27 protein-coding genes are annotated in these 23,815 nt (G+C 73.2%); 10 read left to right on the top strand and 17 right to left on the bottom strand.

All coding sequences use genetic code 11. From position 1 onward, the window contains the following. The first annotated feature begins 89 nt into the window (after positions 1–89). Positions 90–815 carry a nucleotidyltransferase domain-containing protein gene (locus NZH93_RS21165; protein ID WP_259624888.1) on the top strand — a complete coding sequence of 242 codons (726 nt, stop codon included), beginning with the start codon at positions 90–92 and terminating at the stop codon, positions 813–815. 6 nt (positions 816–821) lie between these two features. Here NZH93_RS21165 and NZH93_RS21160 read toward each other — a convergent pair whose 3' ends face one another. Beyond that, positions 822–1,361, bottom strand: coding sequence for a TetR/AcrR family transcriptional regulator (locus tag NZH93_RS21160; RefSeq protein ID WP_259624887.1), 540 nt, complete (start codon positions 1,359–1,361; stop codon positions 822–824). Between the two features lie 85 nt (positions 1,362–1,446). Here NZH93_RS21160 and NZH93_RS21155 point away from each other — a divergent pair, with 85 nt between their 5' ends. Then, the gene (locus NZH93_RS21155; RefSeq protein ID WP_259624886.1) at positions 1,447–2,352 is read left to right on the top strand and encodes an NADP-dependent oxidoreductase; all 906 of its coding nucleotides are present in this window, start codon (positions 1,447–1,449) and stop codon (positions 2,350–2,352) included. A gap of 7 nt (positions 2,353–2,359) precedes the next feature. Here NZH93_RS21155 and NZH93_RS21150 read toward each other — a convergent pair whose 3' ends face one another. Next, the gene (locus NZH93_RS21150) at positions 2,360–3,133 is read right to left on the bottom strand and encodes a maleylpyruvate isomerase family mycothiol-dependent enzyme (protein ID WP_259624885.1); all 774 of its coding nucleotides are present in this window, start codon (positions 3,131–3,133) and stop codon (positions 2,360–2,362) included. Between the two features lie 66 nt (positions 3,134–3,199). On the opposite strand from NZH93_RS21150, the gene NZH93_RS21145 reads away from it, so the two are divergent. Further along, the gene (locus tag NZH93_RS21145; protein WP_259624884.1) at positions 3,200–3,634 is read left to right on the top strand and encodes a VOC family protein; all 435 of its coding nucleotides are present in this window, start codon (positions 3,200–3,202) and stop codon (positions 3,632–3,634) included. A gap of 5 nt (positions 3,635–3,639) precedes the next feature. On the opposite strand, the gene NZH93_RS21140 is transcribed toward NZH93_RS21145, so the two are convergent. Genes NZH93_RS21140 through NZH93_RS21130 form a run of 3 tightly spaced genes read right to left on the bottom strand, consistent with a single transcriptional unit; the run spans position 3,640 to position 6,229 of the window. Beyond that, positions 3,640–4,482, bottom strand: a complete 843-nt coding sequence (locus tag NZH93_RS21140; RefSeq protein ID WP_259624883.1) for an SDR family oxidoreductase — start codon at positions 4,480–4,482, stop codon at positions 3,640–3,642. Further along, positions 4,479–5,321 carry an SIR2 family NAD-dependent protein deacylase gene (locus NZH93_RS21135; RefSeq protein WP_259624882.1) on the bottom strand — a complete coding sequence of 281 codons (843 nt, stop codon included), beginning with the start codon at positions 5,319–5,321 and terminating at the stop codon, positions 4,479–4,481. Before NZH93_RS21135 ends, NZH93_RS21140 begins: the two co-directional genes overlap by 4 nt. After that, complete coding sequence (locus NZH93_RS21130) at positions 5,318–6,229, bottom strand: protein-ADP-ribose hydrolase (RefSeq protein WP_259624881.1); 912 nt, start codon at positions 6,227–6,229, stop codon at positions 5,318–5,320. Before NZH93_RS21130 ends, NZH93_RS21135 begins: the two co-directional genes overlap by 4 nt. An 81-nt stretch (positions 6,230–6,310) precedes the next feature. On the opposite strand from NZH93_RS21130, the gene NZH93_RS21125 reads away from it, so the two are divergent. Further along, positions 6,311–7,189: a helix-turn-helix domain-containing protein gene (locus NZH93_RS21125; protein ID WP_259624880.1), complete on the top strand. Its 879-nt coding sequence runs from the start codon at positions 6,311–6,313 to the stop codon at positions 7,187–7,189. Here the strand turns inward: NZH93_RS21125 and NZH93_RS21120 are convergent. Next, positions 7,186–9,876 (bottom strand): beta-L-arabinofuranosidase domain-containing protein, encoded by a 2,691-nt coding sequence (locus tag NZH93_RS21120; protein ID WP_259624879.1) that lies wholly within the window; start codon positions 9,874–9,876, stop codon positions 7,186–7,188. The two genes, NZH93_RS21125 and NZH93_RS21120, sit on opposite strands and share 4 nt — an antisense overlap. Positions 9,877–10,188: 312 nt before the next feature. Between NZH93_RS21120 and NZH93_RS21115 the strand changes: the two genes are divergently transcribed. After that, positions 10,189–10,884 carry a hypothetical protein gene (locus tag NZH93_RS21115; RefSeq protein ID WP_259624878.1) on the top strand — a complete coding sequence of 232 codons (696 nt, stop codon included), beginning with the start codon at positions 10,189–10,191 and terminating at the stop codon, positions 10,882–10,884. Here NZH93_RS21115 and NZH93_RS21110 read toward each other — a convergent pair. The 3 genes from NZH93_RS21110 to NZH93_RS21100 are packed head-to-tail and all read right to left on the bottom strand — an operon-like array spanning position 10,866 to position 12,639. Further along, a complete protein-coding gene (locus NZH93_RS21110) occupies positions 10,866–11,627 on the bottom strand; it encodes an SRPBCC family protein (protein ID WP_259624877.1) in 762 nt (253 codons plus the stop codon). The two genes, NZH93_RS21115 and NZH93_RS21110, sit on opposite strands and share 19 nt — an antisense overlap. A gap of 5 nt (positions 11,628–11,632) precedes the next feature. Continuing rightward, the gene (locus tag NZH93_RS21105) at positions 11,633–12,043 is read right to left on the bottom strand and encodes a VOC family protein (RefSeq protein ID WP_259624876.1); all 411 of its coding nucleotides are present in this window, start codon (positions 12,041–12,043) and stop codon (positions 11,633–11,635) included. A 2-nt stretch (positions 12,044–12,045) separates the two neighbouring features. Next, a complete protein-coding gene (locus tag NZH93_RS21100) occupies positions 12,046–12,639 on the bottom strand; it encodes an ArsR/SmtB family transcription factor (protein ID WP_259624875.1) in 594 nt (197 codons plus the stop codon). A 92-nt stretch (positions 12,640–12,731) separates the two neighbouring features. Here NZH93_RS21100 and NZH93_RS21095 point away from each other — a divergent pair, with 92 nt between their 5' ends. Continuing rightward, on the top strand, positions 12,732–13,661 hold the full coding sequence (locus NZH93_RS21095) for an ornithine cyclodeaminase family protein (protein WP_259624874.1): 930 nt from the start codon (positions 12,732–12,734) through the stop codon (positions 13,659–13,661). Between the two features lie 12 nt (positions 13,662–13,673). Here the strand turns inward: NZH93_RS21095 and NZH93_RS21090 are convergent, their stop codons facing one another. The 4 genes from NZH93_RS21090 to NZH93_RS21075 all read right to left on the bottom strand — a co-directional run bounded on the left by NZH93_RS21090 (position 13,674) and on the right by NZH93_RS21075 (position 15,905). Then, complete coding sequence (locus NZH93_RS21090; protein ID WP_259624873.1) at positions 13,674–14,696, bottom strand: LLM class flavin-dependent oxidoreductase; 1,023 nt, start codon at positions 14,694–14,696, stop codon at positions 13,674–13,676. 34 nt (positions 14,697–14,730) lie between these two features. Beyond that, a complete protein-coding gene (locus NZH93_RS21085; protein WP_259624872.1) occupies positions 14,731–15,165 on the bottom strand; it encodes a pyridoxamine 5'-phosphate oxidase family protein in 435 nt (144 codons plus the stop codon). A 246-nt stretch (positions 15,166–15,411) separates the two neighbouring features. After that, positions 15,412–15,672, bottom strand: coding sequence for a DUF1918 domain-containing protein (locus tag NZH93_RS21080; RefSeq protein WP_259624871.1), 261 nt, complete (start codon positions 15,670–15,672; stop codon positions 15,412–15,414). A gap of 35 nt (positions 15,673–15,707) precedes the next feature. Then, positions 15,708–15,905 (bottom strand): DUF4342 domain-containing protein, encoded by a 198-nt coding sequence (locus NZH93_RS21075; RefSeq protein WP_259624870.1) that lies wholly within the window; start codon positions 15,903–15,905, stop codon positions 15,708–15,710. Positions 15,906–16,162: 257 nt separating this feature from the next. Here NZH93_RS21075 and NZH93_RS21070 point away from each other — a divergent pair, with 257 nt between their 5' ends. Further along, positions 16,163–16,657, top strand: coding sequence for a universal stress protein (locus NZH93_RS21070; protein WP_259624869.1), 495 nt, complete (start codon positions 16,163–16,165; stop codon positions 16,655–16,657). A gap of 147 nt (positions 16,658–16,804) precedes the next feature. Further along, on the top strand, positions 16,805–17,461 hold the full coding sequence (locus tag NZH93_RS21065) for a response regulator (RefSeq protein WP_259624868.1): 657 nt from the start codon (positions 16,805–16,807) through the stop codon (positions 17,459–17,461). Between the two features lie 2 nt (positions 17,462–17,463). On the opposite strand, the gene NZH93_RS21060 is transcribed toward NZH93_RS21065, so the two are convergent. Then, a complete protein-coding gene (locus NZH93_RS21060) occupies positions 17,464–19,158 on the bottom strand; it encodes a sensor histidine kinase (RefSeq protein ID WP_259624867.1) in 1,695 nt (564 codons plus the stop codon). A 193-nt stretch (positions 19,159–19,351) separates the two neighbouring features. Between NZH93_RS21060 and NZH93_RS21055 the strand changes: the two genes are divergently transcribed. Together NZH93_RS21055 and NZH93_RS21050 are read left to right on the top strand one after the other, a co-directional pair. Beyond that, the gene (locus NZH93_RS21055; RefSeq protein WP_259624866.1) at positions 19,352–20,362 is read left to right on the top strand and encodes an Acg family FMN-binding oxidoreductase; all 1,011 of its coding nucleotides are present in this window, start codon (positions 19,352–19,354) and stop codon (positions 20,360–20,362) included. 123 nt (positions 20,363–20,485) lie between these two features. Continuing rightward, positions 20,486–21,412, top strand: a complete 927-nt coding sequence (locus tag NZH93_RS21050; protein ID WP_259624865.1) for a universal stress protein — start codon at positions 20,486–20,488, stop codon at positions 21,410–21,412. Positions 21,413–21,477: 65 nt separating this feature from the next. Here NZH93_RS21050 and NZH93_RS21045 read toward each other — a convergent pair whose 3' ends face one another. The 3 genes from NZH93_RS21045 to NZH93_RS21035 all read right to left on the bottom strand — a co-directional run. Continuing rightward, on the bottom strand, positions 21,478–22,134 hold the full coding sequence (locus NZH93_RS21045; RefSeq protein ID WP_259624864.1) for a CBS domain-containing protein: 657 nt from the start codon (positions 22,132–22,134) through the stop codon (positions 21,478–21,480). Between the two features lie 16 nt (positions 22,135–22,150). Continuing rightward, complete coding sequence (locus NZH93_RS21040) at positions 22,151–23,242, bottom strand: acetate/propionate family kinase (RefSeq protein WP_259624863.1); 1,092 nt, start codon at positions 23,240–23,242, stop codon at positions 22,151–22,153. After that, positions 23,242–23,815, bottom strand: a 574-nt coding sequence (locus tag NZH93_RS21035; RefSeq protein WP_505011379.1) for a phosphoketolase family protein, incomplete at its 5' end; no start/stop codon positions are given. The genes NZH93_RS21040 and NZH93_RS21035, both read right to left, overlap by 1 nt.

Below are 23,815 nucleotides of genomic sequence, written 5' to 3'. Positions count from 1 at the left end.
GCCCCGCTCACCCCCGCACCACGGCGGCTGATCGCCATGCGAGCCAAAATCCCCACCCCACCGCCCCCTCACCAGAGCAAACTGATCAGGTGAACGCCGTCCGCGCCGCCCGTGACCTCGTCGTCGCCCGGTTCCCCGACGCGCGCGCCGCCGTGCTCGGCGGCAGTGCGTGGACCGAGCGTCGGACCCCGCTGTCGGACCTCGACATCGTCGTCATCCTCAACGGCCCGACCACGACCTTCCGCGAGACGACCGAGCACGACGGCTGGGTCGTGGAGTTGTTCTGCAACACCGTCGAGTCGTTCGCGGCGACCGTCGACCGCGAGACCGCGGCCCGTCGTTCCCCGCTGCTGCACATGGTCGGCGAGAGCGTGCTGCTGGTCGACCGGGACGGTGTCGGGCGCAAGCTTCAGGAGGAGTCGTTGGCGCGGTTCCGGGCCGGGCCGCCGCCGTTGTCCGCGGTCGAGTCGGAGGATCGGCGCTACGTCGTCACCGACCTGCTCGACGACCTCGAAGGCTCGTCCGACCCCGACGAGTCACTCTTCATCGCCACCCGCCTGCTGACGGCGGTCGGCGAACTGGACCTCGCCCTGAGGCAGCGTTGGCAGGGCCACGGCAAGTGGCTGGCCCGCCACCTCCGCGACGCCGACCCCCAGACCTGCGAAGACCTGGTCAGCGGCTACCGGCGACTGGTGACCGAGGGGGACGCGACGCCGCTGCGCCAAGCCGCCACCGCGGTCCTCGACCGCGCCGGGGGCCGGATGCTCACGGGCTACCGGCGAGAACGAGAGCGAGAGGCGCCGGGACGCCCCTGACACCGGTCAGTCCCGCAACACGCCCGCGAGCAGCAGGTCGGTCAGCTTCCGCACGGCCGGCGCCGGGAGCGAGCGGGCGGACGCGATGGCCGCCAACGCGACGCGCGCGTCCGCGACCGTCAGGTCCCCGCGCAGCACACCGTCGTCGTGCGCCCGCCGCACCAGGTGGGCGAACGCCTCGGCGTGCGCCCGGCGCTCCTCGGCGAACGCCGTGCGCGGCCCGCGCAGCGCCTCGACGAGGCCGCGGTCGCGCACCTGCGACTCGCCGAAGAAGCGCACGGCGGTGCTCAGCGCCCGCCGGGAGTCCGGGTCGGCGAGGGCGGCCCGGAGGTCCGCCGCGCACCGGGCCACCTGGTCCTCCAGGACGGCGGTCACGAGGTCCTGCCGTGACGGGAAGTGCCGGTACACCGTGGCGACCGCGACGCCCGCGCGCCGCGCCACCTCCCGCACCGGCAGGTCGAGCCCTTCGGCGCCGAACGCCACCCGCGCGACGTCCACGACGTGCTGCCGGTTGTTCTCGGCGTCAGCCCGGCGTTTCCGGGTCAACTCGACCTCCGCGCTTCTCACTTCGAGGGGTCCGGTGTGGACCGTTCCTACGGTAGACCGCGTTCCCGTCGTCCAGGAGGTGGTCGTGTTCGCGATCCGGTTCACCAGGTTCGGTCCCCCCGAGGTGCTGTCCGTCGGTTCGTCGCCCGAGCCGCACGCGGGACCGGGGCAGGTGCGCGTGCGGGTCAGGGCCGCCGGGGTGTCCCCGGTGGACGTCCTGGTCCGCTCGGGGCGGTCGTCGTTCGGCGAGCGGATCGTCCTGCCGCACGTTCCGGGGGTCGACGCCGCCGGGGTCGTCGACGAGGTCGGCGCCGACGTGTCGGGGGTCGCGGTCGGCGACGAGGTGTTCGGCGCCGTCGACGTCGCGCTGCTCGGCGGGGCGAGCGCCGAGTTCGCCGTCCTCGCGTTCTGGGCGGCCAGGCCGGGGTCGCTGTCGTGGGAGGAGGCGGGCGGTGCCGGGACCGGCGTCGAGACGGCGACCCGCGCGCTCGACCTGCTGGACGTGCGGGACGGCGCGACGCTCCTGATCGACGGCGCCGCGGGTGGTGTCGGTTCCCTCGTCGTGCCGTTGGCCATCGCGCGAGGCGCCCGCGTGGTCGGGACGGGCAGCCCGGAGAACCACGACTTCATCGCCGGGCTGGGTGCGGTCCCGGCCGCCTACGGCGAGCACGTCCGGGGAGTCGACCTCGTGCTCGACGTCGCGGGCCGGGGTTCGCTGCCCGACCTCGTCTCGCTCACCGGGTCGGCGGCGTCGGTCGTGACGCTCTCCGACTTCACCGGCCCGACGTCCGGCGTCCGGCTCTCGACCGGCGCGCTCGGCGGCGAGCCGGACGGACGCCACGGCCTCGCGGTCGCGGCCACCCTCGCCGAGGAGGGCCGCTTCCACGTCCCGCTGCGCGAGGTGTTCCCGCTCGCCCGAGCGGATCGCGCTCACGCGCTCGTCGAGCACGGGCCTCGACGGGGCAAGGTCGTGCTCACCGTTCCCGGCTGACGGCCGCCTACTCCGGTTCCCAGGCCACGAGCTGGTCGAGGACGCGCACGTCGCCCTCGACCTCCAGGCGGTCCGCAGGCACACGCCCGTAGAACGCCAGGACCAGGTCGCTGGCCGAGGCTCGGGCGGACATGTCGACGGCGCCGGGGTCCTCGTCCGCGGCGGGGAGGCGGACGACCCGCGCGCCGTCGGCGGACAGCCGCAGCCGCCAGGAGCGGCCCTCGGTGACGTGGTAGTCGACGACGGCGGGGTCGTGCGGCCAGGCGCTCGTCGTCGCGCAGCAGGTGAACTGGAACTCCTCGACGCCGTCGACCGCCACCTCCTCCGGCAACGGCCGCGGCGCTCCCGCGGCGAGTTGGGCGTCGTAGGTGTGCACGGCGATCTCCTGCACCTGGTGCCGGGCGACGGCGCCGCAGGTCGCGGGCGACTGCGAGTCACCCCACCCCACCCAGCAGCCGCGGTCCGGGCCCGCCTCCCTCAGCGCGTCCAGCAGTTCCCGCGTGGACGCGGCCATCCACTCCAGTAGCGCTTCACGCTCCCGAGGCGCGGGCGGGACGTCCACCGCCATGGTCCTGCTCACCACCCCCGGTCCCGCCGCGACGGTGGCGGCCCAGTTGCGGCGCCCCTCGCCAAGGTGCCGCACCAGGTCGAACACCGTCCACCCCGGACAGGTCGGCACCGGCACGTCGAGATCGGGCGCCGAGGCGACCGCCGCGCGGAAGGCGGTGGACCGCTCGTCGATCAGCCGCAGCAGGTCGGAGAACTCCGGGGTCTTGTGCACCGCGGCTGTCTACCACCCCGGTTCCGGCGACGGGTACCGATTATCCCGGCCGACTATGGTGGGCCGATGGCGTCGGTCAAGCAGTTCCAGGTCACCTTCGACTGCGCGGATCCCGAGCGCGTCGCCCGCTTCTGGTGCGAGGTGCTCGGGTACGTCGTGCCCCCACCACCGCCGGGGTTCGACTCCTGGACCGACTTCGACCGCGCGCTGCCGCCCGACCGCCAGGGTTCGGCCTTCGCCTGCGTCGACCCGTCCGGCGTTGGCCCGCGCCTGTTCTTCCAACGCGTCCCCGAGGGCAAGGTCGTCAAGAACCGGGTGCACCTCGACGTGCGAGCGGGCACGGGTCTCGTGGGCGAGGAGCGCCTCGCCACCTTGGAGGCCGAGTGCGCACGGCTGATCGCGCTCGGCGCGGTCCGCGTACAACTGCTGAGCGCCGACGGCTTCAACGAGTCGTGCATCGTCATGCAGGACGTCGAGGGCAACGAGTTCTGCCTCGACTGAGGCCTCTATCGGGTCCGGGCGACCACGGCCTCCAACGGGGTCGCGGGGTGGCCGGTGAGGTGTTCGACGGCGTCGCCGACACCGTCGAGTTCGCCCGCCGCGATGGCGGTGTAGGTCGACACCCAGGCGTCCACCTGCCAGTCGGGCGCGCCGTAGGACGCGCGGGAGCGGTACGCCTCGTCGACGGTCTCCGGTCGGTACGCGACCGGCCTGCCCTCGGCCTCCGCGAGGACGGCCGCGATCTCGGCCAGCGTCAGCGACCGGGGGCCGGTGAGGTCGTAGGTGGCGCCCGCGTGGTCGGGGGCGGTGGTGAGGACGGCGGTGGCCGCGTCGGCGATGTCGTCCTGCGCCACGACGGCCGCGCGGCCCTCGCCCGCCGGTCCGCGGATGACGCCGTCGGCGCCGACCAGGCCGGGGGTGAAGTCGGCGTAGAGGTTGTCGCGCAGGAACGTGAAGGCGAGACCGCTGGCGCGGACGTGCTCCTCGGTGGCCCAGTGGTCGCGGGCCAGGGTGAACGTCGCGTTCGGCGCCGCGCCGAAGAACGAGATGTACACCAGGTGCTCGACCCCGGCGTCCACCGCGGCGTCCACGAAGGACCTGTGCAGCGCGATCCGGTCCGGCGTCTCGGACGCCGACACCATCAGCACGCGGTCGATCCCGCGCAGCGCGCCGCGGACGGCGTCGTGGTCGCCGAACCCGCCGGTCGCCACGGTGGCGCCGGGCAGAGCCGGTGCTCGGGACGGGTCGCGGACCAGCAGCGTCTGCGCGAGGCCCGCGGCGGCCAGCCGTCCGGCGACCCTCCCGCCGAGCCGTCCGGTGGAGCCGGTGATCGCGATCGTGGGCGTCATGGCGCCTTCCTGGGGTCTCGGGTGAACACGTGCCGGGCGTCGGCCGCGATCGACAGCGCCCGTCCGGCCAGTTCGGCGGGCACAGCCGACTGGTCGCGGTTGATCCGCACCAGGCGGGCGCCGGGGCGGCGGTGGACGAGGTGTTCGGCGGGCAGGCGGATCACGCCCGGCGTGTTGAAGCCCGCGCCCACCTCGACGACGAGCAGCCGCGCCTCGGCGGGGGTGGCCTCCAGCCAGCGCGCCAGCGCCCGACCGGTGGGCAGGTGGGGGTCCTGGACGAACTCGGGCCCCTTGCGGACGTTGAGGAACACCTCGCCGCCGCAGTTCGGGCACGCGGGCACGGCGCTCGGGTCGGTCACCTCGCCGGTCACCGGGTCGTACGCGGCGAGCGCGGCCCGTACGACCGGTTCGCTGGGCCACGTGTCCAGGGTGCACGGTGTCTCGCACTGGTAGCGACCGTAGTCACCCTGCGGGGTGAACACCCGGTCCTCGGCGAAGCCGTTGCGGGCGAACAGGGCGTCCACGTTGGACGTCATGACGAAGTGGTCCCTGTCCCCCACCAGGTCGCGCAGCCGCCGGTAGACGGGGTTGGGCCGGGGGTCGAACCGGATGTCGGCGACGTGGGTGGCCCAGTAGCCCCACAGCAGCGCGGGCGGCAGGGGCAGGCCGATGAGCTGGTAGCGGGCCCGGAGCCCACGGGCGCGCAGGGCGGGGAACAGTTCGGCGAACCGCCGGGTGTCGGTGTAGTCGTAGCCCGCGGCGGCGGACAGGCCCGCGCCCGCGGCGATGAGCACCCGGTCGGACTCGTCAAGCCAGTCGTGGAACGTGCGGCGGCTCATGACGTGGTGCTCCTGGCGGCGAAGGCGTGGCGGTACGCGTCGTGGTCGTCGGCCGCGAACGCGACGAACACGACCCGGTCGAACCGGTCGGGGTGCTCGTGGAGCCAGCGGGTGGTCGTGGTGAGCGCGACGCGGGCGGCCGGGGCCTTCGGGTAGCCGAACACGCCGGTGCTGACGCCGCAGAACGCGATCGTGCGGATCGACTCGACCTCGGCGGCCAGGTCGAGGCACGAGCGGTAGGCGGCGGCGAGCGCCCGCTCGTGGTCCGGGCGGACGGGGCCGTCGACCACCGGGCCGACCGTGTGCACGACGTGACGAGCGGGCAGGTGGTAGCCACGGGTGATCTTGGCGGTCCCGGTCGGCTCCGGCGTTCCCTGTGCGACGGCGATGGTGTGGCAGTCGTCGCGCAAGCGAGGACCCGCCGCGCTGTGGATGGCGTTGTCGACGCACGGGTGGTCCGGGCGGAAGCAGCCGAGCAGCGCGCTGTTGGCGGCGTTGACGATCGCGTCGGCGGCCAGTTCGGTGATGTCGCCGCGCCACGACGACAGCCGCGGAGCGGCTTCGGGCAGCCCGTGCGGGTCGACGGAGGGCCGGGCCCGGCGCTCGCCGTCCAGCAGCGCGTCCACGGCCGCCGCCGTCTCCTCGGGCAGGGCTCCGGGGTCCCGCACGGTCAGCACCGCGCGCAGCAGCCAGCGGACGCGGTGGGCGTCCAGCCGCTCGGCGTGCTCCGGGCGCACACCGAGCCGAACCGCCGCCGGGTCGCCGCTGAGCAGCCGCAGCGCGGTGCGGGCCTGCGGTTCCAGCCCGTCGGTTGGCACGGGCGCACCCGGCAGGCGAAACGGCTGGTCCAGGTGGACCGCGTCGCGGTAGGCGCTCAACGGCAGCGCGCCGACCGGATTGACGATCATGTCGCTCCCCTGTTCGTTTTCTTCCCCACACGGAGAACGCTAAGCCGAAAACCAGGGGGGAACCGGGTATCGTCCGGACCGATGATGGTCAAAAACCGACATGCGACGCCGCAGGAGATCGCGTTCACGGCCCCGCCGGGCACGCCGTCCGGGGTGGAGGTGCTCTCGCTCGCCGACCTGCGCTCACGCGTACCGCTCGACGCGCTCACCGTGCCCCTGCGGCCGACGTTCCACCACCTGCTCACGCTCACCCGCGGCTCGCTCCGGCACACGGTCGACTTCACCGAGCACACCCTCCGGCCGGGCTCGTGGGCGTGGACGCGGCCGGGCCAGGTGCAGCAGTGGAGCGATCCCGGCCGGGTGGACGGCACGCTGGTCCTCTTCGAGCAGGACTTCCTCGACCCGGCCACCGCGACCGCCGCCCGCCTGGACGACCCCCACGCGCCCGTCCTGCACACCCCGGAGGGCGAGGACCACGACGCGCTGCGCGCCGCCGTCGACCACCTGGGCCGCGAGTTCCACGCGTTCGGGCGGCTGCCGCTGGCCGTGCACACCCTGGCGCTGCGCCACCTGCTGTCCGTCCTGGTCCTCCACCTCACCCACCTCGGCGCGCCCACCGGCAGGCCCGCGCCCCCGCCGGGCGAGGCGTTCCTGCGGTTCCGCGACGCGGTCGAGGAGGGCTTCGGCCGGACCAGGAGGGTGGAGGACTACGCGCGGCGGCTGGGCTACTCGCCGCGCACCCTGTCGAGGGCGGCGGAGGCCGCGGCGGGCGTCGGGGCGAAGGAGTTCATCGACCGCCGCGTCGTCCTGGAGGCCAAGCGGCTGCTCGCCCACGGCGACGAACCCGCCGCCCGCGTCGCCTCCCGGCTCGGCTTCTCCAGCGCCACGAACTTCAGCAAGTACTTCCTCCAGCGCACCGGCCTGTCCCCCGTTGCGTTCCGCACCACCACCAGGGGCTAGCGGAACGTCCACAGGTGGTCAGCGGTGCCGTTGTCGTCCCACAGCACGACCTGCGCGCCCTCAGCGGTGGACATCGACGTCACGCCCAGCACCCGGCCGCTCGCGGGGTTCTGCACGCGGAAGCCGCCGCTGCCGCCGTACCGGAGCCGCCACAGGGTGCCGCCGGTGCCGTCGTCGGCCCGCTGCGCGATCCGCGCGCCGTTGGCCGTCCCGGCGTTCTCGACGCCGAGCACCTTCCCGCTGTGCTGGTTGCGCAGCACCAGGTGCCCGCCGGACCTCACCTCGGCCGTCCACAGGTGGTCCGCGGTGCCGTTGTCCCCCCACTGGACGACGAGCGCCCCGTCCGCGGTGGACATGCCGGTCACGCCGAGCACCAGACCGCTGTGGACGTTCCGCACCCTCCGCGCCGCGACGGGGACCAGGCGCCAGCGGTTGTCGGCGCTGCCGTTGTCGGAGTCCTGGACGGCCACGGCTCCCTGGGCCGTGGACCCGTCGAGGATGCCCAGCAGCTTGCCGCTGTGGCCGTTGCGGATCCCGTGCGTCCCGTCACCGTTGTCGACCGGCGTCCACAGGTGGTCCGCAGTGCCCGTGTCGCTCCACTGGACGACCCGCGCACCGTCCGAAGTGGACATGTCCCGCACGCCGAGCACCTTGCGGCTGTTGCCGTTGCGGAGCTTGAGCGCGGAACCGGAGACGACGAGTTCCCAGCCGTGGTCGGGGGTGCCGGTGTCCGCCCACTGGAGCGCGTCGGCCCCGTCGGCGGTGGACATGTCCCGCACGCCCAGCACCAGGCCGCTGCCCGCGTTGAGCAGCTTGAAGGTCGCCGTGTCGACGGCGCGCCCGTCGGCGTTCCAGTAGACGGTGTAGTTCTGGAGGTGGTTGTCGTGGAACGGGATCAGCGACACCTGGGCGCCGTCGGCGGTGGCGGTGAACCGCAGCCCGCTGCCGCGCGTGATCGACGCGGTGGCCAGCACGGGCAGCCCGGCGAGGCTCGTGCCACCGTAGGCGCCGCTGAGCACGACGGGGCCGTAGGTGACGGCCTGCACGCCGGGGTCGTCCGGGGTCGGCCTGAGCACCACGCGCATCGGCAGCCGGACCACCACCGTGTCGCCGGAGGCCCAGGTGCGGTCCAGCACCGCGTACGTGCCCGGTGTCGTGGCGATGTCCTGCGCGACCCCGTTCACCTGGACGGTCGCGCCGCTGGTCCAGCTCGGGACGCGGATGTTCATCGTCCACCGGCCCGGCGTGCCGGTGACCCGCAGCGTGGTGGTGTCGCCCTCGGGGAACGTGGTGGTCTGCTCGACCGTCACGCCGAGCGCGCTCCAGGTCAGCGTCGAGGCGATGAACAGGGTCACGTACAGCGCGCGGTCGGCGGAGAAGTAGATCGAGTCCGCGAGCTTGGTCTGGGTCTCCAGGCCGGTGCCCTGGCAGCAGGTGAACGTGTCGTAGTCGTTGCTGTAGGTGCGGCGCCCGCCGGGGTTGAGCGGGGTGAAGTAGCAGACGTGCCCGTGCGCGTCGTTCGGGTTCTGCTGCGCCAGCAACTGGTTCAGCAGCGCGGTCTCGTAGTAGTCGACGAGGTCGACCCTCGTCGGGTCGAGCAGGAACAGCTCCCGCGTCAGCTTGAGCATGTTGTAGGTGTTGCAGCTCTCGCACGTCACGTCGGTCAGGAACCGGGCGATGGCGCCGGGTTCCCGGAAGAACTCTCCGACGCTGTTACCGCCGATCACGTAGGTGTGGGCACCGGTGACGATCGACCAGAAGTTCTTCGCGACGTCCAGGTACCGCTGGGTTCCCGTCGCCTTGTACTCCCGCGCGGCGCCGACGATCTTGGGGATCTGCGTGTTGGCGTGCAGTCCGCTGAGCTGGTCCCGGTTCGCGGCCAGCGGGTCGATGACGGCCGCGTGGTCGAACCGCTGCGCGACGCGCAGCCAGCGGGCGTCCCCCGTCTGCTGGTACAGGTCGGTGAGCACGGCGTTCATCCCGCCGAACTCGATCCGCATGGTCGTCTGCATCTGCTCGTACGTCAGCCGCCCGGTCCGCCAGTCCACCCACCCGGCGAGCGCCAGCAACACGTCGCGGGCCTGCGTGTTGCCCAACAGCCGCCACACGTCCAGCAGACCGGCCAACGTCTTGTGCACGCAGTAGTACGGGACTCCCTTGCGGGTGCCCGTTTCCACGGTGTCGAAGTCGGATTCGGGGAACCCGGACAGGTAGCCCGCGGTGAACCCGGCCGCGCTCGCCTGGCACTTCGCCAGTTCCGCGACCAGGTACGCGGCCTTGTCGCGGAACGCGCTCTCCCCCGTGACGACCCACGCCTGCGCCCACGCCGACAGGAAGTGCCCCTGGCTGTGGGTGCGGAACTCGAAGGTGGGTGATTCCCAGCCACCGCAGGGCTGGGCGCCGCGGGTGTCCAGCCGGTGGTTGGCGCGGAACGCGTACAGCAGCCGGTCGACGTCGATGAAGCGCAGGTACGCCAGCGTCCGGTCCAGGTTGTCGCGCCAGCGGCCGGGCGCCAGCCGCACCTGGTCCAGGCCGAACGCGAACGCGCGAGCGCCGATGTCCGCTCGAACGGGCGGCAGCGCACTGGCGGAAGCGCCTGCCGCACCGGGGGTGCCGAGCGCGGCCAGGACGGCCGTGCCACCGGCCGCGGTGAACAGGCGCCGACGGCTGAAGTCGTGCGGGGACATGGGGGACTCCTGAGGTCGGCGGACTCGGCACTTCCCTCGGAACAACCTTGACGTCCACTGTGGCAGGCCCCACCACCCGCGTCAACGCTCGGATGTGAACGCTAACTAGAGCCGCTGACTCCCTCTCTAGTCGCACTTTCAACTAGAACCGGACGTCCTGTTTGTGAGCGTGAACATGCCTCCCGCCGATCGGTGCCGCGACGTGCGGCATACCGAGCAGCCTGGAATCCGCTGTTCTGCGTAGACCCCTGTGAGCACCGGTAGCACGCTCGACGCGCTGTCGGGGTCGACGAGGTACCGGGGGAACGGCACGTGCCCGCAGGATTCTTCACGGACAAGAGCGGCAAGGTCCGACCGCTCAGCGGCAAGAAGAAAAAGAAGAAGGGCGGAGGGGGCACCGTCGTGGTGGCGGGTGTCCTGGCGCTCGGGATGGTGGGCTACGGCGGCGGCGGGGCGCTGATGGGCTCCGGCGGAGGGGGCGGCGGTGCGGGCGGCGGGGCGAGCCCGGCCGTCGACCTGCGCGTCCGCAAGGCCGAGGGGCAGAAGTCCGCGCGCAAGGGCGATTCCGCCGACGCGTGGCGGCGCATGGGCGTGCGGGAACTACGCCGGGAGGGGCGTCGGCAGGTCGAGTGCCTGACCGCGTCGCACGGCCGGGTGCGGGAGTTCCTGGCCCGCGTCCCGTGCGCCTCGCTGGACCGGATCATCGTGGCCGTCGGCGACGACGTGGGCACCAGCGCGGTCGTGTCCGTCGCCTGGGTCGGGTTCCGCCGAGCCGCCGACGTGCGCGACTTCAAGTCGGTCATCGACGTCGACGGCAGCGGTGACGTCCGCCCGCTCGGCTCGGCGCTGCTCGGCCTGGCGGACATCGCGTTCACCGGCCGCTACTACGGTTCCGACGTCCAGGGGACCTCGCTCACCGTCGCCGAGGCGGAGAACGCCACCGGCGCGTTCGACCCCGAGGCGCTCGACGCGCTCGCCGAGGTCGCCGCCTACCTCCCCCGCCCGTGACCGGGTGCCCCGGCGAGGTCGTCGACCCAGGCCTGCCAGGCGGCGGAACGGGACTCCCGATCCACCTGCACGCCGTAGAAGTACTGGATCGTGTTCACCATGTGGTGCGCGTCGTCGACCATGAACCGGTAGAAGCCCTGCTCGGTCCGGACGCCCAGCAGCACCGACCCGATGTGCAGGTCCACCACGCCCTCGACGGGTTCGAGGCCCTCCGGGGTGAGGCGCACCCGGTCGCCGAGCGCCGGGTCCGCGCCGAGCCGCGCGACCAGGTCGGCCCACACCTCGGCACCGGGCCTGGTCGTGGAGGCGGTGGCGACCACGTTCGCCACCGGCCGCCCGGAGAAGTGCCGGAAGTACTCGGCCAGGTTGTGCAGGAACATGTCCCAGCCCTTGCCGAAGCCGTCGTACTCGGCCTCCCAGTCGTCGCCGCCGAAGAACCCGCTCTGGACGAGGCGGAGCACGGTGGTGCCGTCGCCCCTGCCCTCGACCAGGAACTCCAGCGTCATCGGCGGTTCACCGTCCGGGCCGGGCGCCCCGTAGACGACCCGCTCGCCCGGCTCCCACGCCAGCACCTGGCCCGCCTGCGTGTTGCCGCCCCCGAAGTCGGCCTCGACCTCGCCGTCCACCCGCTCGTGCGGCACGAACCAGACCGACATGCCCTCCGGGGTGGAGATCGCCTCCCACACCTCGTCCGGGGTGGCGGCGAGTTCGACCTCCTTGGCCAGGCGCCTGCGCTCGTCCACCGCGGTCAGGCCTGCTGGGTGAGGACGATGAGGTTGCCGCAGGTGTCGTCGAACACCGCCATCGAGCCGAAGTCGGTCTTCGTCGGCTCCTGGGTGAACCTGACCCCGAGCCCCTTCATCCGCGCGTAGTCGGCGTCCAGGTCCTTGCTGCCGAGCATGGTGTACGGCACGCCCGCGTCGTAGAGCACCTTCTTGTACACCTGCGCGGCGGGCTTGTCGTCGATCCGGATGCCGGGGTTGCCGTCCGGTTCGAGCAGCAGCTCGACGCCCTCCGGCGCGTCGGGCGAGACGACGGTCAGCCACTTGGCGTCGCCCACCGGGATGTCGGTCTTCTTCACGAAACCCAGCACGTCCGTGTAGAACGCCAGGGCCTTGTCCTGGTCGTCGACCGGGATGCTCGTCACCGGGATGAACATGGTCAGCTCTCTTCTCCTCGTCGGACCTTGGGGTGCACGGCGACCACGATCCGGTGCGCTCGCCCGCCTGCCGCGGACCCGTCGTGGTACTTCGACACCAACGACGTCACGGCGACCGCCAGCTCCTCCGCGAACGCGGCGCGGTCGGCCGCCGACGCGAACCGGACCTCGCCGTCGACCGCGAACGTCGCGAGCCGCTTGCGCGCCCCGGCCGCGCCGGTGACCAGGTCGCCGACGTCGCGCACCAGTCGCGCGGCCACCGCGAGCAGCCAGCTCGCGGACTTCCGGTCGGGTGACCGGTCCGGATCGGGTTCGACCCCGGCGAGTGCGCTCGGCGAGATCACGTACGACGCCGCGGTCGCCCGCAGCACCCGCTCCGTCCAGTTCCCCTTGCGCCGTTCCTCGACCAGCTCGACCAGCCCGTGCCGCTCCAGCGCGCGCAGGTGGTAGTTGACCTTCTGCCTGGTCAGCCCGACCTGCCGCGCCAGCGTGGTCGCCGAGCCGGGCTCGGACAGCTCGGCGAGCAGCCTGGACCGAACCGGGGCCAGAGCGGCCTCGGCCGCCGCCGGGTCGTCGATCACCGCCACCTCGTGCACGGCCCCACCCTCTCCTTGACAACTTTTTTTGTCAAGCGGAAGAACCTGTCCGGGGCGAGCGGTCCGGCAGCGGCGTCTGCTGGAATCCAAGGGTGACCCCACCGCTGCCGCAACTCGGCGAACGCGACCTGCTCGACCTCGTGCCCGTCCACGCCGCGATCTCCGCGTTGCGCGACGCGCTCCTGGGCGACGCCTGGGACGCGGCCGGGCCGCCCCGCTCGGCCGTCCCCCTGACCCACGGCGAACTGCTGGTCATGCCGGGTGAGGGTGGCGGCGTCGTGGGCGTCAAGGTCGTCGGGGTCGCCCCCGGCAACCCGGCACTGGGCCTGCCCCGCGTCACCGGCACCTACCTGCTCCACGACGCCATGACGCTGCGCCCGGTCGCCCTGCTCGACGGCGCCGCGCTCACCCTGCTCAGGACGTCGGCGCTGTCCGCGCTCGCCGTCGACGTCCTCGCACCCGCGAGCACCCCGCGCCTGCTCGTGCACGGCACCGGCCCGCAGGCGGCCGCGCACGTCCGGGCCATCTCGGCCGTCCGCCGGATCGAGCGGGTGGAGGTCGCGGGCCGGACCCCGGAGGCCGCCGCGGCCTTCTGCGCGAACCACACGTTCGACGTGCCGGTGTCCCCCGCCGGCCCGGACGCCGTCGACCACGCCGACCTCGTGGTCTGCTGCACGTCGTCGAGCACGCCCCTGTTCGACGGGGCCCGGCTCGCCCCGCACGCCGTGGTGGTCGCGATGGGCTCGCACACGCTGGACGCGCGCGAACTGGACGACACCACCGTGCGGCGGTCGTCCGTGGTCGTGGAGCACGTCGACACCGCGCTCCGCGAAGCGGGTGACGTGGCCGCCGCCGTCCGCGCGGGCACCCTCTCCCGCTCGGACCTGCGGACGCTCGCCGACGTGGTGCGGGGAGAACCGGTCACGGACGTGGGACCGCGGCTCTTCCGCTCGGTCGGGATGGCGTGGGAGGACCTCGCCGTCGCCGCCGAGGCCCTGCGAGCCTCGACGGCGGCCCGGTGACCCCGCTGTCGGTCAGCGCCAGCCGAGGCCGGGCGCGACGTGGGTGAGGACGTTGTCGATCACGTGCGCGTTGTAGTCGACGCCGAGCTGGTTGGGCACGGTCAGCAGCAGCGTGTCGGCTTCGGCGATGGCCTCGTCCTCCGCGAGCTGCTCGACCAGCACGTCCGGTTCGGCGGTGTAGCTGCGGCCGAAGATGGCCTTGGTGCTCGCGTCGATGTAGCCGATGTGGTCGGCGCTCGCGCGGTCGTGGCCGAAGTAGGCGCGGTCGAGGTCGGAGGTCAGCGCGAAGACGCTGCGCGAGACCGAGACGCGCGGCTGATGCTGCCACCCGGCTTCCGACCACGCCTTGCGGAACGCCCGGATCTGCTCGGCCTGCTGGACGTGGAACGGCGCCCCGCCCTCGTCGTTCTTCAGCGTCGAGCTCATCAGGTGCATGCCCTGCTCAGCCGCCCAGACCGCGGTGGCGTTCGAGCTGGCGCCCCACCAGATCCGGTCCCTCAACCCGGCCGAGTGCGGTTCGACGCGCAGCAGCCCCGGCGGGTTCTCGAACATCGGCCGCGGGTTGGGCCGGGCGAAGCCCTCGCCGCGCAGCACGGTCAGCAGCACCTCGGCGTGCTTGCGGGCCATGTCGGCCTCGGTGTCGCCCTCGCCGGGCTCGTAGCCGAAGTACCGCCAGCCGTCGATCACCTGCTCGGGCGACCCCCGCGAGATGCCGAGCTGGAGCCTGCCGCCGGAGATGAGGTCCGCGGCACCCGCGTCCTCCACCATGTACATCGGGTTCTCGTACCGCATGTCGATCACGCCGGTACCGATCTCGATGCGCTGGGTCTTGGCGCCGATCGCGGCCAGCAGCGGGAACGGCGACGCCAGTTGCCGCGCGAAGTGGTGCACCCGGAAGTACGCGCCGTCCGCGCCGAGCTCCTCCGCGGCCACCGCGAGGTCGATGGCTTGCAGGAGCGCGTCCGACGCCGTCCGCGTGCGCGAGTGCGGGCCGTCCGACCAGTGCCCGAAGGACAGGAAGCCGATTTTCTTCACGTCCGGGCAACGCGCCGCCGAGCTGATTGATTCCTCAACCACCGGCCGTCGGCCCGTCCACGACCAGTTCGTACCCGGTCACCATCTCCGGCACGATCCGGATCACGTGGTCCATGGTCCCGCGCACCCACGGCTTCAGCACCTCGTCGAGGCGCGCCACCTCGTCGGGGTCGTCGACCCGCTTCGCGACGCCGACCACGATCACGCTCCACCCCTGGCGCGTCACGGGGTCGATCGAATCGGCCTCGTAGGCCACCACCATGCCGACGGACGACAGCACCGCGGCGCCCAGGTGGGCGCGGATGACGATCGAGCCGCGGTCGACGACGTGGTTGACCGGCCGGATCGCGGGCAGCGCGTCCCGCGAGAACACCACCCGCCCGAAGGGGACGCCCGCCAGCAGCCGCAACGACGTCGCCTCCGGCAGCTCCAGGAGTTCGCCCGGCTCCTCCTCCAGCGCACTGCTCATCGCTCACCGCCCGGTGGCACGCCTCCCGGCACGGCGAGCGCCGCTCGACGTGCCCCCTCCCCCTCGCCAACGGTCCCCAGGTCCGCCTCGCGCTCGGTCAACTCGACTCCCCGTGGTCTTCCCCGCGTCCCGCGCGCGGAGAAGACCATTGTCGGTCGACCTATTCCGGCCCAGCAGGGCACAAAGTCACTGGCGGTCGAGGCCCTGTGCTCTGGCACGGCGACGGGGATCCGCCCACGACGGCTGTCACCCGTGGCCGAAGGCGCTCCGCCGCCCGGCGTCCGCCCGTTCCCCGGCGCGGGCGTCGGCCTCGGCCAGTTCCGCCGCCGTGACCACGTGCGCGTCGGGTCCGGGGTACACCAGCGCCTCGTGGTCGCTGTCGACCCAGTGCACCACGTAGGGCGGACCGCCGTCGGCCCCGCGCACGCCGACGATCCTCCCCCGCCGAGCAGACCTGTCCACACTGGACTGTTCGACCAGCAGCCAGTCACCTGTTTCCGCGCGCATCGCCGTCTCCTCGGATCTCCGGAAGTCCTGCCCGCTCAGTCGACCTCGACGGTCCAGTCGACCGCCAGCGCCGCCACCGCGCCCGCCGCCGCGACCAGGGGCGTCACCACCGCGGCGAGCACGCCGGGCGGCATCGACACCTCGACGACCGGGTAGCCGTCGTGGTCCTTGACCACCACGTGGTGGACGTCGTGCTCCACCGGACCGCCGACGGTGCTCTCGCGTGTCGCCATGACGCACGGCCTCCTCGGGTCGGGGCTGTCGACGAGTTCCCCCTCAGCCTCGACCACGCGGGCCGCCGGGCGAAGTGGCCAAAGTCCGTCCGTCAGGGGCGAAAGTCCCGTGCGGCGCGGCATCCGGCGGAGCGCGACGGGACCGTCGGCGACGGGACCGTCGGCGATGGGCCCGGCCGGATCGGGTCGTTCGCCCCTCGTCCGGACGCCGCGCGCCCAAGACCATCGGGGGGACGACCAACGAGGAGTGGATCACCATGGAGACGGCCCAGCGGATCATCGTCGGCATCGACGGATCACCCGCGAGCACGGCGGCCCTGCGCTGGGCGGTGCGGCAGGCGAGGCTCACCGGGCGGTCGGTGCTGGCCGTGTCGGTGCGCGGGCTCGACGCCAAACCGCCGTCCAGCACGCCGATGCCGATCACCCGGCCGACGGGCGCCGACCCGGTCCGCGAGCGGCACGTCCACCACCTGCGGACGGCGGTGCAGGCCGTCGACCAGGAGGCCGAGGGGGTCGTGGTCGACCAGTTCGTGCCCACCGGCGAACCCGGCAGGGTGCTCGCGGAGCTGTCGGCCGACGCCGACGCGCTCGTCCTGGGCGGACACGGGTACCGCAGGACGGGCCTCGCGGTGGTCGGCTCGGTGGCGGCGCACTGCCTCCGGCACGCGCGGTGCCCGGTCACGGTGATCCCGTTCGCGGCGGTCGAGGCGGCGGGAGCGGTGACGCCCGGATCGGCGCGGGAGTCCCGCTGACCACGAGGCGCCGCAACGGTTCCCGGCAGAGTCCTTGGACCCTGTTCGACCGCGGCCGGGACCGGCACCGTCTCCACCAACGGAGTACCGTGCGCCGGCCCGATCGCGTGACGGCGGGTTCCGGCTTGCTTCTTGGAGGTGGTGGGGGTGCCCACGAGGATCTTCCTGGTGGACGACCACGAGATCGTGCGCAGGGGCGTGGCGGAACTGCTCGGTGAGGAGGGTGACCTGGAGGTCATCGGCGAGGCCTCGTCGGTGACCGAGGCGCTCACCAGGGTCCCGCCCAGCGGCGCCGACGTGGCCGTGCTGGACATCCGGCTGCCGGACGGCAACGGGATCGAGCTGTGCCGCGACCTGCGCTCCCAACTGCCCGACCTGAAGGTGCTCATGCTGACGTCGTTCGCCGACGACGAGGCGCTGTTCGACGCGATCATGGCCGGGGCGTCGGGTTTCGTGCTCAAGCAGATCCTCGGCGGCGACCTGGTGAACGCGGTGCGCACGGTCGGCGGGGGCCAGTCGCTGCTCGACGCGAGGACGACGTCGGCGCTGCTGAACCGGATCCGCCGCGAGCGCGACACCGGCGACCCGCTGCGGACGCTGACCGAGCAGGAGCGCACGGTGCTCGACCTCATCGGCGAGGGCCTGACCAACCGGCAGATCGCCGACCGGATGTTCCTGGCCGAGAAGACCATCAAGAACTACGTGTCGCACCTGCTCGCGAAGCTGGGCATGCAACGCCGCACCCAGGCCGCGATCCTCGCCAGCCAACTGCGGAAACCGGGGCAGGGCACCACCGAGGACTGACCTCAGCCCAGTGGGACCCGCCACGTCACGCGGGAGCCCCCGCCCGTCCCCGACGTGACCGACAGCGAGCCGCCGAACCGCTGCGCCCGGTGCTCCAGGTTGAGCAGCCCGCTGCGCGCGATGTCCTGCGGCACGCCGACCCCGTCGTCGACGATGGAGATGATCAGCTCGTCCCCCGCCTCCACCGTGACCGTGAGCGCCGAGGCCCGCGCGTGCCGGACGACGTTGCTCACGGCCTCGCGGACGACGGCCTCGACGTGCTCGGCCAGCTCGTCGGACACGGAGTTGTCCACCGTCCCGGACATCCGCACGGCCGGGGACAGCTCGGTCGACTCGGTCAGCTCGGCGATGACGTCCAGCAGGCGCCTGCGCAGGCTCACGCCGTCGTCACCCGCGCTCTGCAGGTCGAAGATCGACGTCCTGATCTCCCGCACGGTCTGGTCGAGCTGCTCCACGGCGGTCATCACCCGGCCGCGCACCTCGGTGCTGGTGATGCGGCGCAGCGTGCCCTGGAGGCTCATGCCCGTCACGAACAACCGCTGGATCACGTGGTCGTGCAGGTCCCGCGCGATCCGGTCGCGGTCCTCTAGGACGTCCAGCAGGCGCAGGGAACGCTGCTTCTCCGCGAGTTGCAGCGCCAGCGCGGCCTGGTCGGCGAACGACGCCAGCACGGGCACCTGGTCGGCCACGAACGGCAGTTCCCCCTTGCGCCGCACGGCGACCAGCACGCCGGTGACGACCGCGCCCGCCCGCATCGGCACCGCGATGCCGGGCCCGAACTCGACCGACCCCTCCCCGAGTCCCGCGCCGAGGCTCTCGATCACCTTGGGGACGCCGGTGCGCAGCACCTCCTCGATGGGCGACTCGCGCTTGGACAGGTCCGACCCGATCAGCTCCTCGACCTGCGGCCCCGCCCCGGCGGTCACGAACAGCCTGCCCTCGCCGCCCAGCACGATCAGCGAGGAGTGCGCGCCGGACAGCTCCACCGTGCGCTGGGCGATGAGCTGGAGGGCGTCCTGCGCGGACGCGCCGCCGAGGAGTTCGGAGTTGATCTCCGCGGTGGCCTCCATCCACCGCTCCCGCATCCGCGACCGCTCGAACAGGCGCGCGTTCTCGATCGCCACGCCCGCGGCGGCGGCCAGCGCCTGGAGCACCACCTCGTCATCGGTGGTGAACTCGGCCATCCCCTTCTTCTCGGTCATGTACAGGTTGCCGAAGATCTCGTCGCGCAACCGGATCGGCACACCGAGGAAGCTGTGCATCGGCGGGTGGTTGGGCGGGAAGCCGACGGACGCGGCGTGCGTGCAGAGGTCGCGCAGCCGGATCGCGCGCGGGTCCTTGATGAGCAGCCCCAGCAGCCCCTTGCCCTCCGGCAGGTGCCCCATGTGCGACCGGGTCTCCGCGTCGATTCCCTCGTAGACGAACTCCGACAGGTCGTCCCTGGTGCCCAGCACGCCGAGGGCGCCGTACCTGGCCCCCACGAGGTCGACGGCGACCTGCACGATCCGCTGGAGGGTGGAGTCCAGCTCCAGGCCGGAGCCGACGGCCAGCACGGCGTCGAGCAGGCTCTGCGTCCGGTCGCGCGACTCGGCGATCTCGGCGAGCCGCTCCCGCACCTCACCGAGCAGTTCGTCCAGGCGCAACCCGCCGAGGCTCATCTTCGGTCCGCCCCCGCCGGGATCGGGCTCCCCAACCATCTCGGCATCTCCTCCCCCGCCGCTCACGGCCCGCCGCACCAGCTTGGCACGTGATCACCCGCTGAACCAGGTCGGCGTCGGCCCGCGGCGGACGTCCCTGCCGTCCGAGGACTTTCGATGGTGTGCGCGGCGATCGGGACGAACGACAGTGGGAGGAGTCCGGAGCGATCACGGTTCGACGAGGTGAGATGTGATGAGCGCGGTGGTACCGGCCTTGGGTCTGGCCGAGGACGACGTCAGCGGCGTGCTCGAGGCCGCCTCGCTGGCCCCTTCCCTGCACAACAGCCAACCGTGGCGGTTCGCGCTGCGCCCGGACCGGGTCGAACTGCACTTCGACCCGGCCAGGCGGCTGTTCGCCACCGACCCGGAGTCCCGTGAGCTGAGGCTGTCCTGCGGCGCCGCGCTGCTGAACACGCGGCTCGCCCTCCAAGGGCTCGGCATCAAGCCCCTCGTCACGCTGCTGCCCGGCCGGGGAGCAGGCGGCCCGCTCGCGGTCGTCCGGCGCGGTGGGCGGTTCACGCCGACCGAGGAGTCCCGTTCCCTGCTGGCCGCGGTGGAACACCGCAGGACCAACCGCCACCCGTTCTTCGACAGCCCGGTGCCCGCCGCGCACCGGCAGCGCCTGGTGCGGGCCGCGGAACTGGAGCGGTCGTGGCTGCACGTCGTCGGCACCCGCGAGGAGAAAGCGCGGCTGCGGGACCTGCTCGTCAAGGCGCACCACGAACAACTCGCGGATCCCGGCGTGCGGGCGGAACTGGTGGACTGGACGGGAAGTCGGGCGCACCGGGGGCGCGGCGTGCCGTCGGACTCGGCCGGTCCCACGCCCGCGCCACAGGACGAATGGGCCCTGCGCGACTTCTCGCCGGGGGAACCGGTGACCCGGCAGGCGGGCAAGGACTACGAGCCGGACCCGTTCGTCGTCGTGCTCTGCTCGTTCTACGACGGCGCGCTGGCCGAACTCCAAGCGGGACAGGCGTTGCAGCGCGTCCTGCTGGTGGCGACCACGCTCGGCCTGTCCGCCTCGTTCCTGTCGCAGGTGGTCGAGGTCCGCGGGGCGCGGGAGAACCTGCGCCGGGTGCTCGGCGGTTCCCTGTTCCCGCAAACGGTGCTGCGGGTCGGTTTCGGCACCCCCGTCCCGCCGACACCGCGCGTTCCGGTGGAGGAACTGGTCCTGGAGTCGTGCTCCGCCGACTCGGGCGCGTGAGGTCCGATCCCGGGTGGCATGGGACTTTCGTCCCTCCGGCCGGGGTCCCGTGTGCACTGCCGCCGCGCGCTCGACCACGCGACCGTGGTGGGTGTCGGGGGTCGGACCAACACGGGAGCGCTCATGAACCAGGTGCCGCGTCATCCAAGCCGTTCCGAGGCGACGGGCCGGTCGCCGCTCCCGGTGGTCGTCGGCAACGACGGATCGCTCTGGGGCCAGGCGGCGCTGCGGTGGGCCGCCGAGCACGCGTGGCGCACGGGAGCGGTGCTCGACGTCTGGCTGTGGGACCGGATGTCCGACGTGCCGGACACCGTGCCCCGCAACGGCGGGTTGAACTACGTGACCAGCAGCCTCCCCATGCTGCGGGTGCGGGTGCACGAGTCCGGCCCCGACCCCGTGCGGGACCTGGAGACCGCCGGACGCGCGTCCGGCCTGGTCGTGGTCGGCTACCGGGGCCACTCGGCGAGCTCCTTCACCCTCGGCGGCAACGTGCTGCCGCTGGTCCGCCGCGCGACGTGCGACACCGTCGTCGTCCGCGGCAGGCCATCCGCGGTGCGCGGGGACAACCGGCGGGTCACGGCGCTGATCAGCGGTGGCGAGGACGACGACCTGGTGGTCGTGAGGGCCGCCGCCATGGCGCTCGACCACCGCGCCGCCCTGCGCGTGGTGCACGCGCTCCCGCTGCCGATGAACAGGGACGCGCTGGCCGCCGACCACCAGTTCGTGCTCGACCGCGCGGCCCGGCTGCTGGAGAAGCTCGACCGGCGGCCGATCCACACCGTCGTCCTGCTGCACGGTCAACCGCACGAGGCCGTCGCCCGCTGCACCGACAGCGACCTGCTCGTGGTCGGCGCGGGCGAGCAGGCGCCCCGGACCGGCCGCTGCGGGGCGATCACCAGGACCGCGCTGCACCAGGCGCCGTGCCCGGTCCTCGTCGTCCACCGGCCGCACGTGCCCGAACCGCGGCAGGAAACGGCGGGCCGCGTCGAACGTCCCGGCGCGACGGTCCTCGGCCCGGCACCCCGGACACCCGTCGACGCCTCGCGCTGAGGTCCCTCGCCGCCCCCCGACGGTGGAGTCCCGCGCCCACGACCGGTGTGCCGGGCCTTCGCCGTTCAGCGGGGCGTCTCGTCGTCGACGTCGAAGCCGACCTCGCAGCGCACGTCGACCACACCGGCCAGCAGCCGCACCAGCGCGACCACCCGCTCGACCTGGCTCCGCCGCTCCAGCCACCCCGCGAGCCGCACGCGCCCCGCGTCGACCTCGACCGCCACCCGGTCCGGGTCGAGGGACAACTCCTCGCGCAGCACCAGGTCCCGGATGTCGCCGAGGATGTCGCCGTCCGCGCGCAGGTAGGTCCTGAGCAGGTCCCGGCGGGCCAGGACGCCGACCAGCACGCCGTCGCCGTCGACGACGAAGAGCCGCCGCACGGTCGACTGGCCGAGGAGCCCCATCGCCTCGCCGAGCGGCGCGCCGGGGTCGATCACGATCGCCGGGCTGGTCATCACGTGGCTCGCCGTGGTGCCCGTCGCCTTCCGCCACCGGTCCCGGTCCGCGTGCGCGGACGGCACGGGAGCGCTGCCGCCGCGGTACTCCTGGTTGGCCAGCAGGTCCACTTCGGACACCACCCCGGCGACCCGGCCGCCGTCCAGCACCGGGACGGCGCTGATCCCGTGCTCCGCCAGCAGCGCCACCACCTCCTTGAAGGGGGTGTGCAGCTCCACGGTGACGACGCCCCGCGTCATCACCGACGCCACGGTGGGTTCGCGCACGGCTGCCTCCCTCGGGTCACACCGCCAACCCGGCCCGCTCGACCTGGTGGGCGATCTCGACGTCCTCCCCCGCGGCGACGAGCAGCACGCGGGTCCGCGCGGTCTCCGGGCTGACCACCCGGTCCCCCGTGCCCGCCAGCGCGGCGGGGGCGACCGCGATCCCCAGGTGCGCCAGGCCGTCGAGGAGTTCGGCCACCAACGCGGGCTCGTGCTCGGCGACCCCTCCGGTGAGCACCAGGGCGTCGAGGCGGTCCAGCGACACGCGGGCGGCGCCGATCTCGCGGCGCAGCCGGTGCAGGTACACGCGGATGGCCAGGTCCGCGTGCTCGTCGCCCGCCGCGCGGGCCGCCAGCACCCGCCGCACGTCACCGCTGGTGCCGGACAGGCCCGCGAGCCCGGAGTGGTGGGTCAGCGCCGACTCCACCTCGCCCGCCGACAACCCGCCGGTGCGCTGGACGTGCAGCAGGAGACCGGGGTCCAGGCCGCCCGAGCGGGTCGCCATCGCGACGCCGTCCAGCGGCGTCAGCCCCATCGACGTGTCCACGCTTCGGCCGTCCAGCACCGCCGTCACCGACACACCGGAGCCGACGTGGCAGCAGAGCAGGCTCAGCCCGGCCGGGTCGCGGCCCAGCGCCCCGGCCGCCGCCCGCACCGCGTAGGCGCACGACAGCCCGTGGAAACCGTAGCGGCGCAACCGGAACCGCTCGGTCCACTCCCGCGGCACCGGGTACGTCGTGGCGTGCGCGGGCATCCCGGCGTGGAACGACGTGTCGAAGCACCCGAACACCCGGACGTCCGGCAGCACCTCGACGACCACCCGCGCCAGCGCCAGCGACCTGGGCTGGTGCAGCGGGGCCAGCGGGACGAACTCCTCCAGCGCGCGCAGCTCCCCCTCGTCCAGCAGGCGCGGACCGTCCCGGTCGCCGCCGTGCGCGATCCGCACGCCGACCGCGTCCACCGGGCCCGAGGCCGCCAGGACGTCGAGGATCGGCCACCGGGCCGGGACGCCGCCCCAGCCGTCCAGCGTCCTCGACGCCACCTGGACCCCACCGTCCACGACGGACAGCTTCAGGCTGGACGAACCGGGGTTGACCACCAGGGTCCGCATCACCCGCCCCAGACCCAGTCGCGGACCTCCGGCAGGTCCTCGCCGGCGCGGCGGATGTGGTTGTGGTGCGCGACGCGCCGGTCCCGCAGGTGCTGCCGCAGGTGCCCGATCCGGCCCGCGACCCTCGGCACCCGTTCCAGCGCGGCCAGCGCGAGCGCGTAGCGGTCGACCTCGTTGAGCACGCACATGTCGAACGGCGTGGTCGTCGTGCCGTTCTCGTGGAAACCGTGCACGTGCATCCGGTCGTGGCCGGGACGGCGGTAGGTCAGGCGGTGGATCAGCCACGGGTAGCCGTGGTAGGCGAAGACCACCGGGGCCGTAGCGGTGAAGATCTCCTCGTAGTCCTTGTCGGGGACGCCGTGCGGGTGCAGCTCGGCGGGCGCCAACCGGGCCAGGTCGACCACGTTCACCACCCGGACGCGCAGATCGGGCACGAGACCGAGCAGGACTTCCACAGTGGCCAGGGTTTCCTGCGTCGGCACGTCGCCCGCGCAGGCCAGCACGACATCCGTGTCGCCCTCGGTGTCGGTGCTCGCCCAGCTCCACACGCCGAGCCCCTGCTCGCAGTGCGCC

The organism is Umezawaea endophytica (genome assembly GCF_025061645.1).
GTDB classification, from domain to species: Bacteria; Actinomycetota; Actinomycetes; order Mycobacteriales; family Pseudonocardiaceae; genus Umezawaea; species Umezawaea endophytica.
This window is presented reverse-complemented; position numbering and strand designations above follow the sequence as displayed.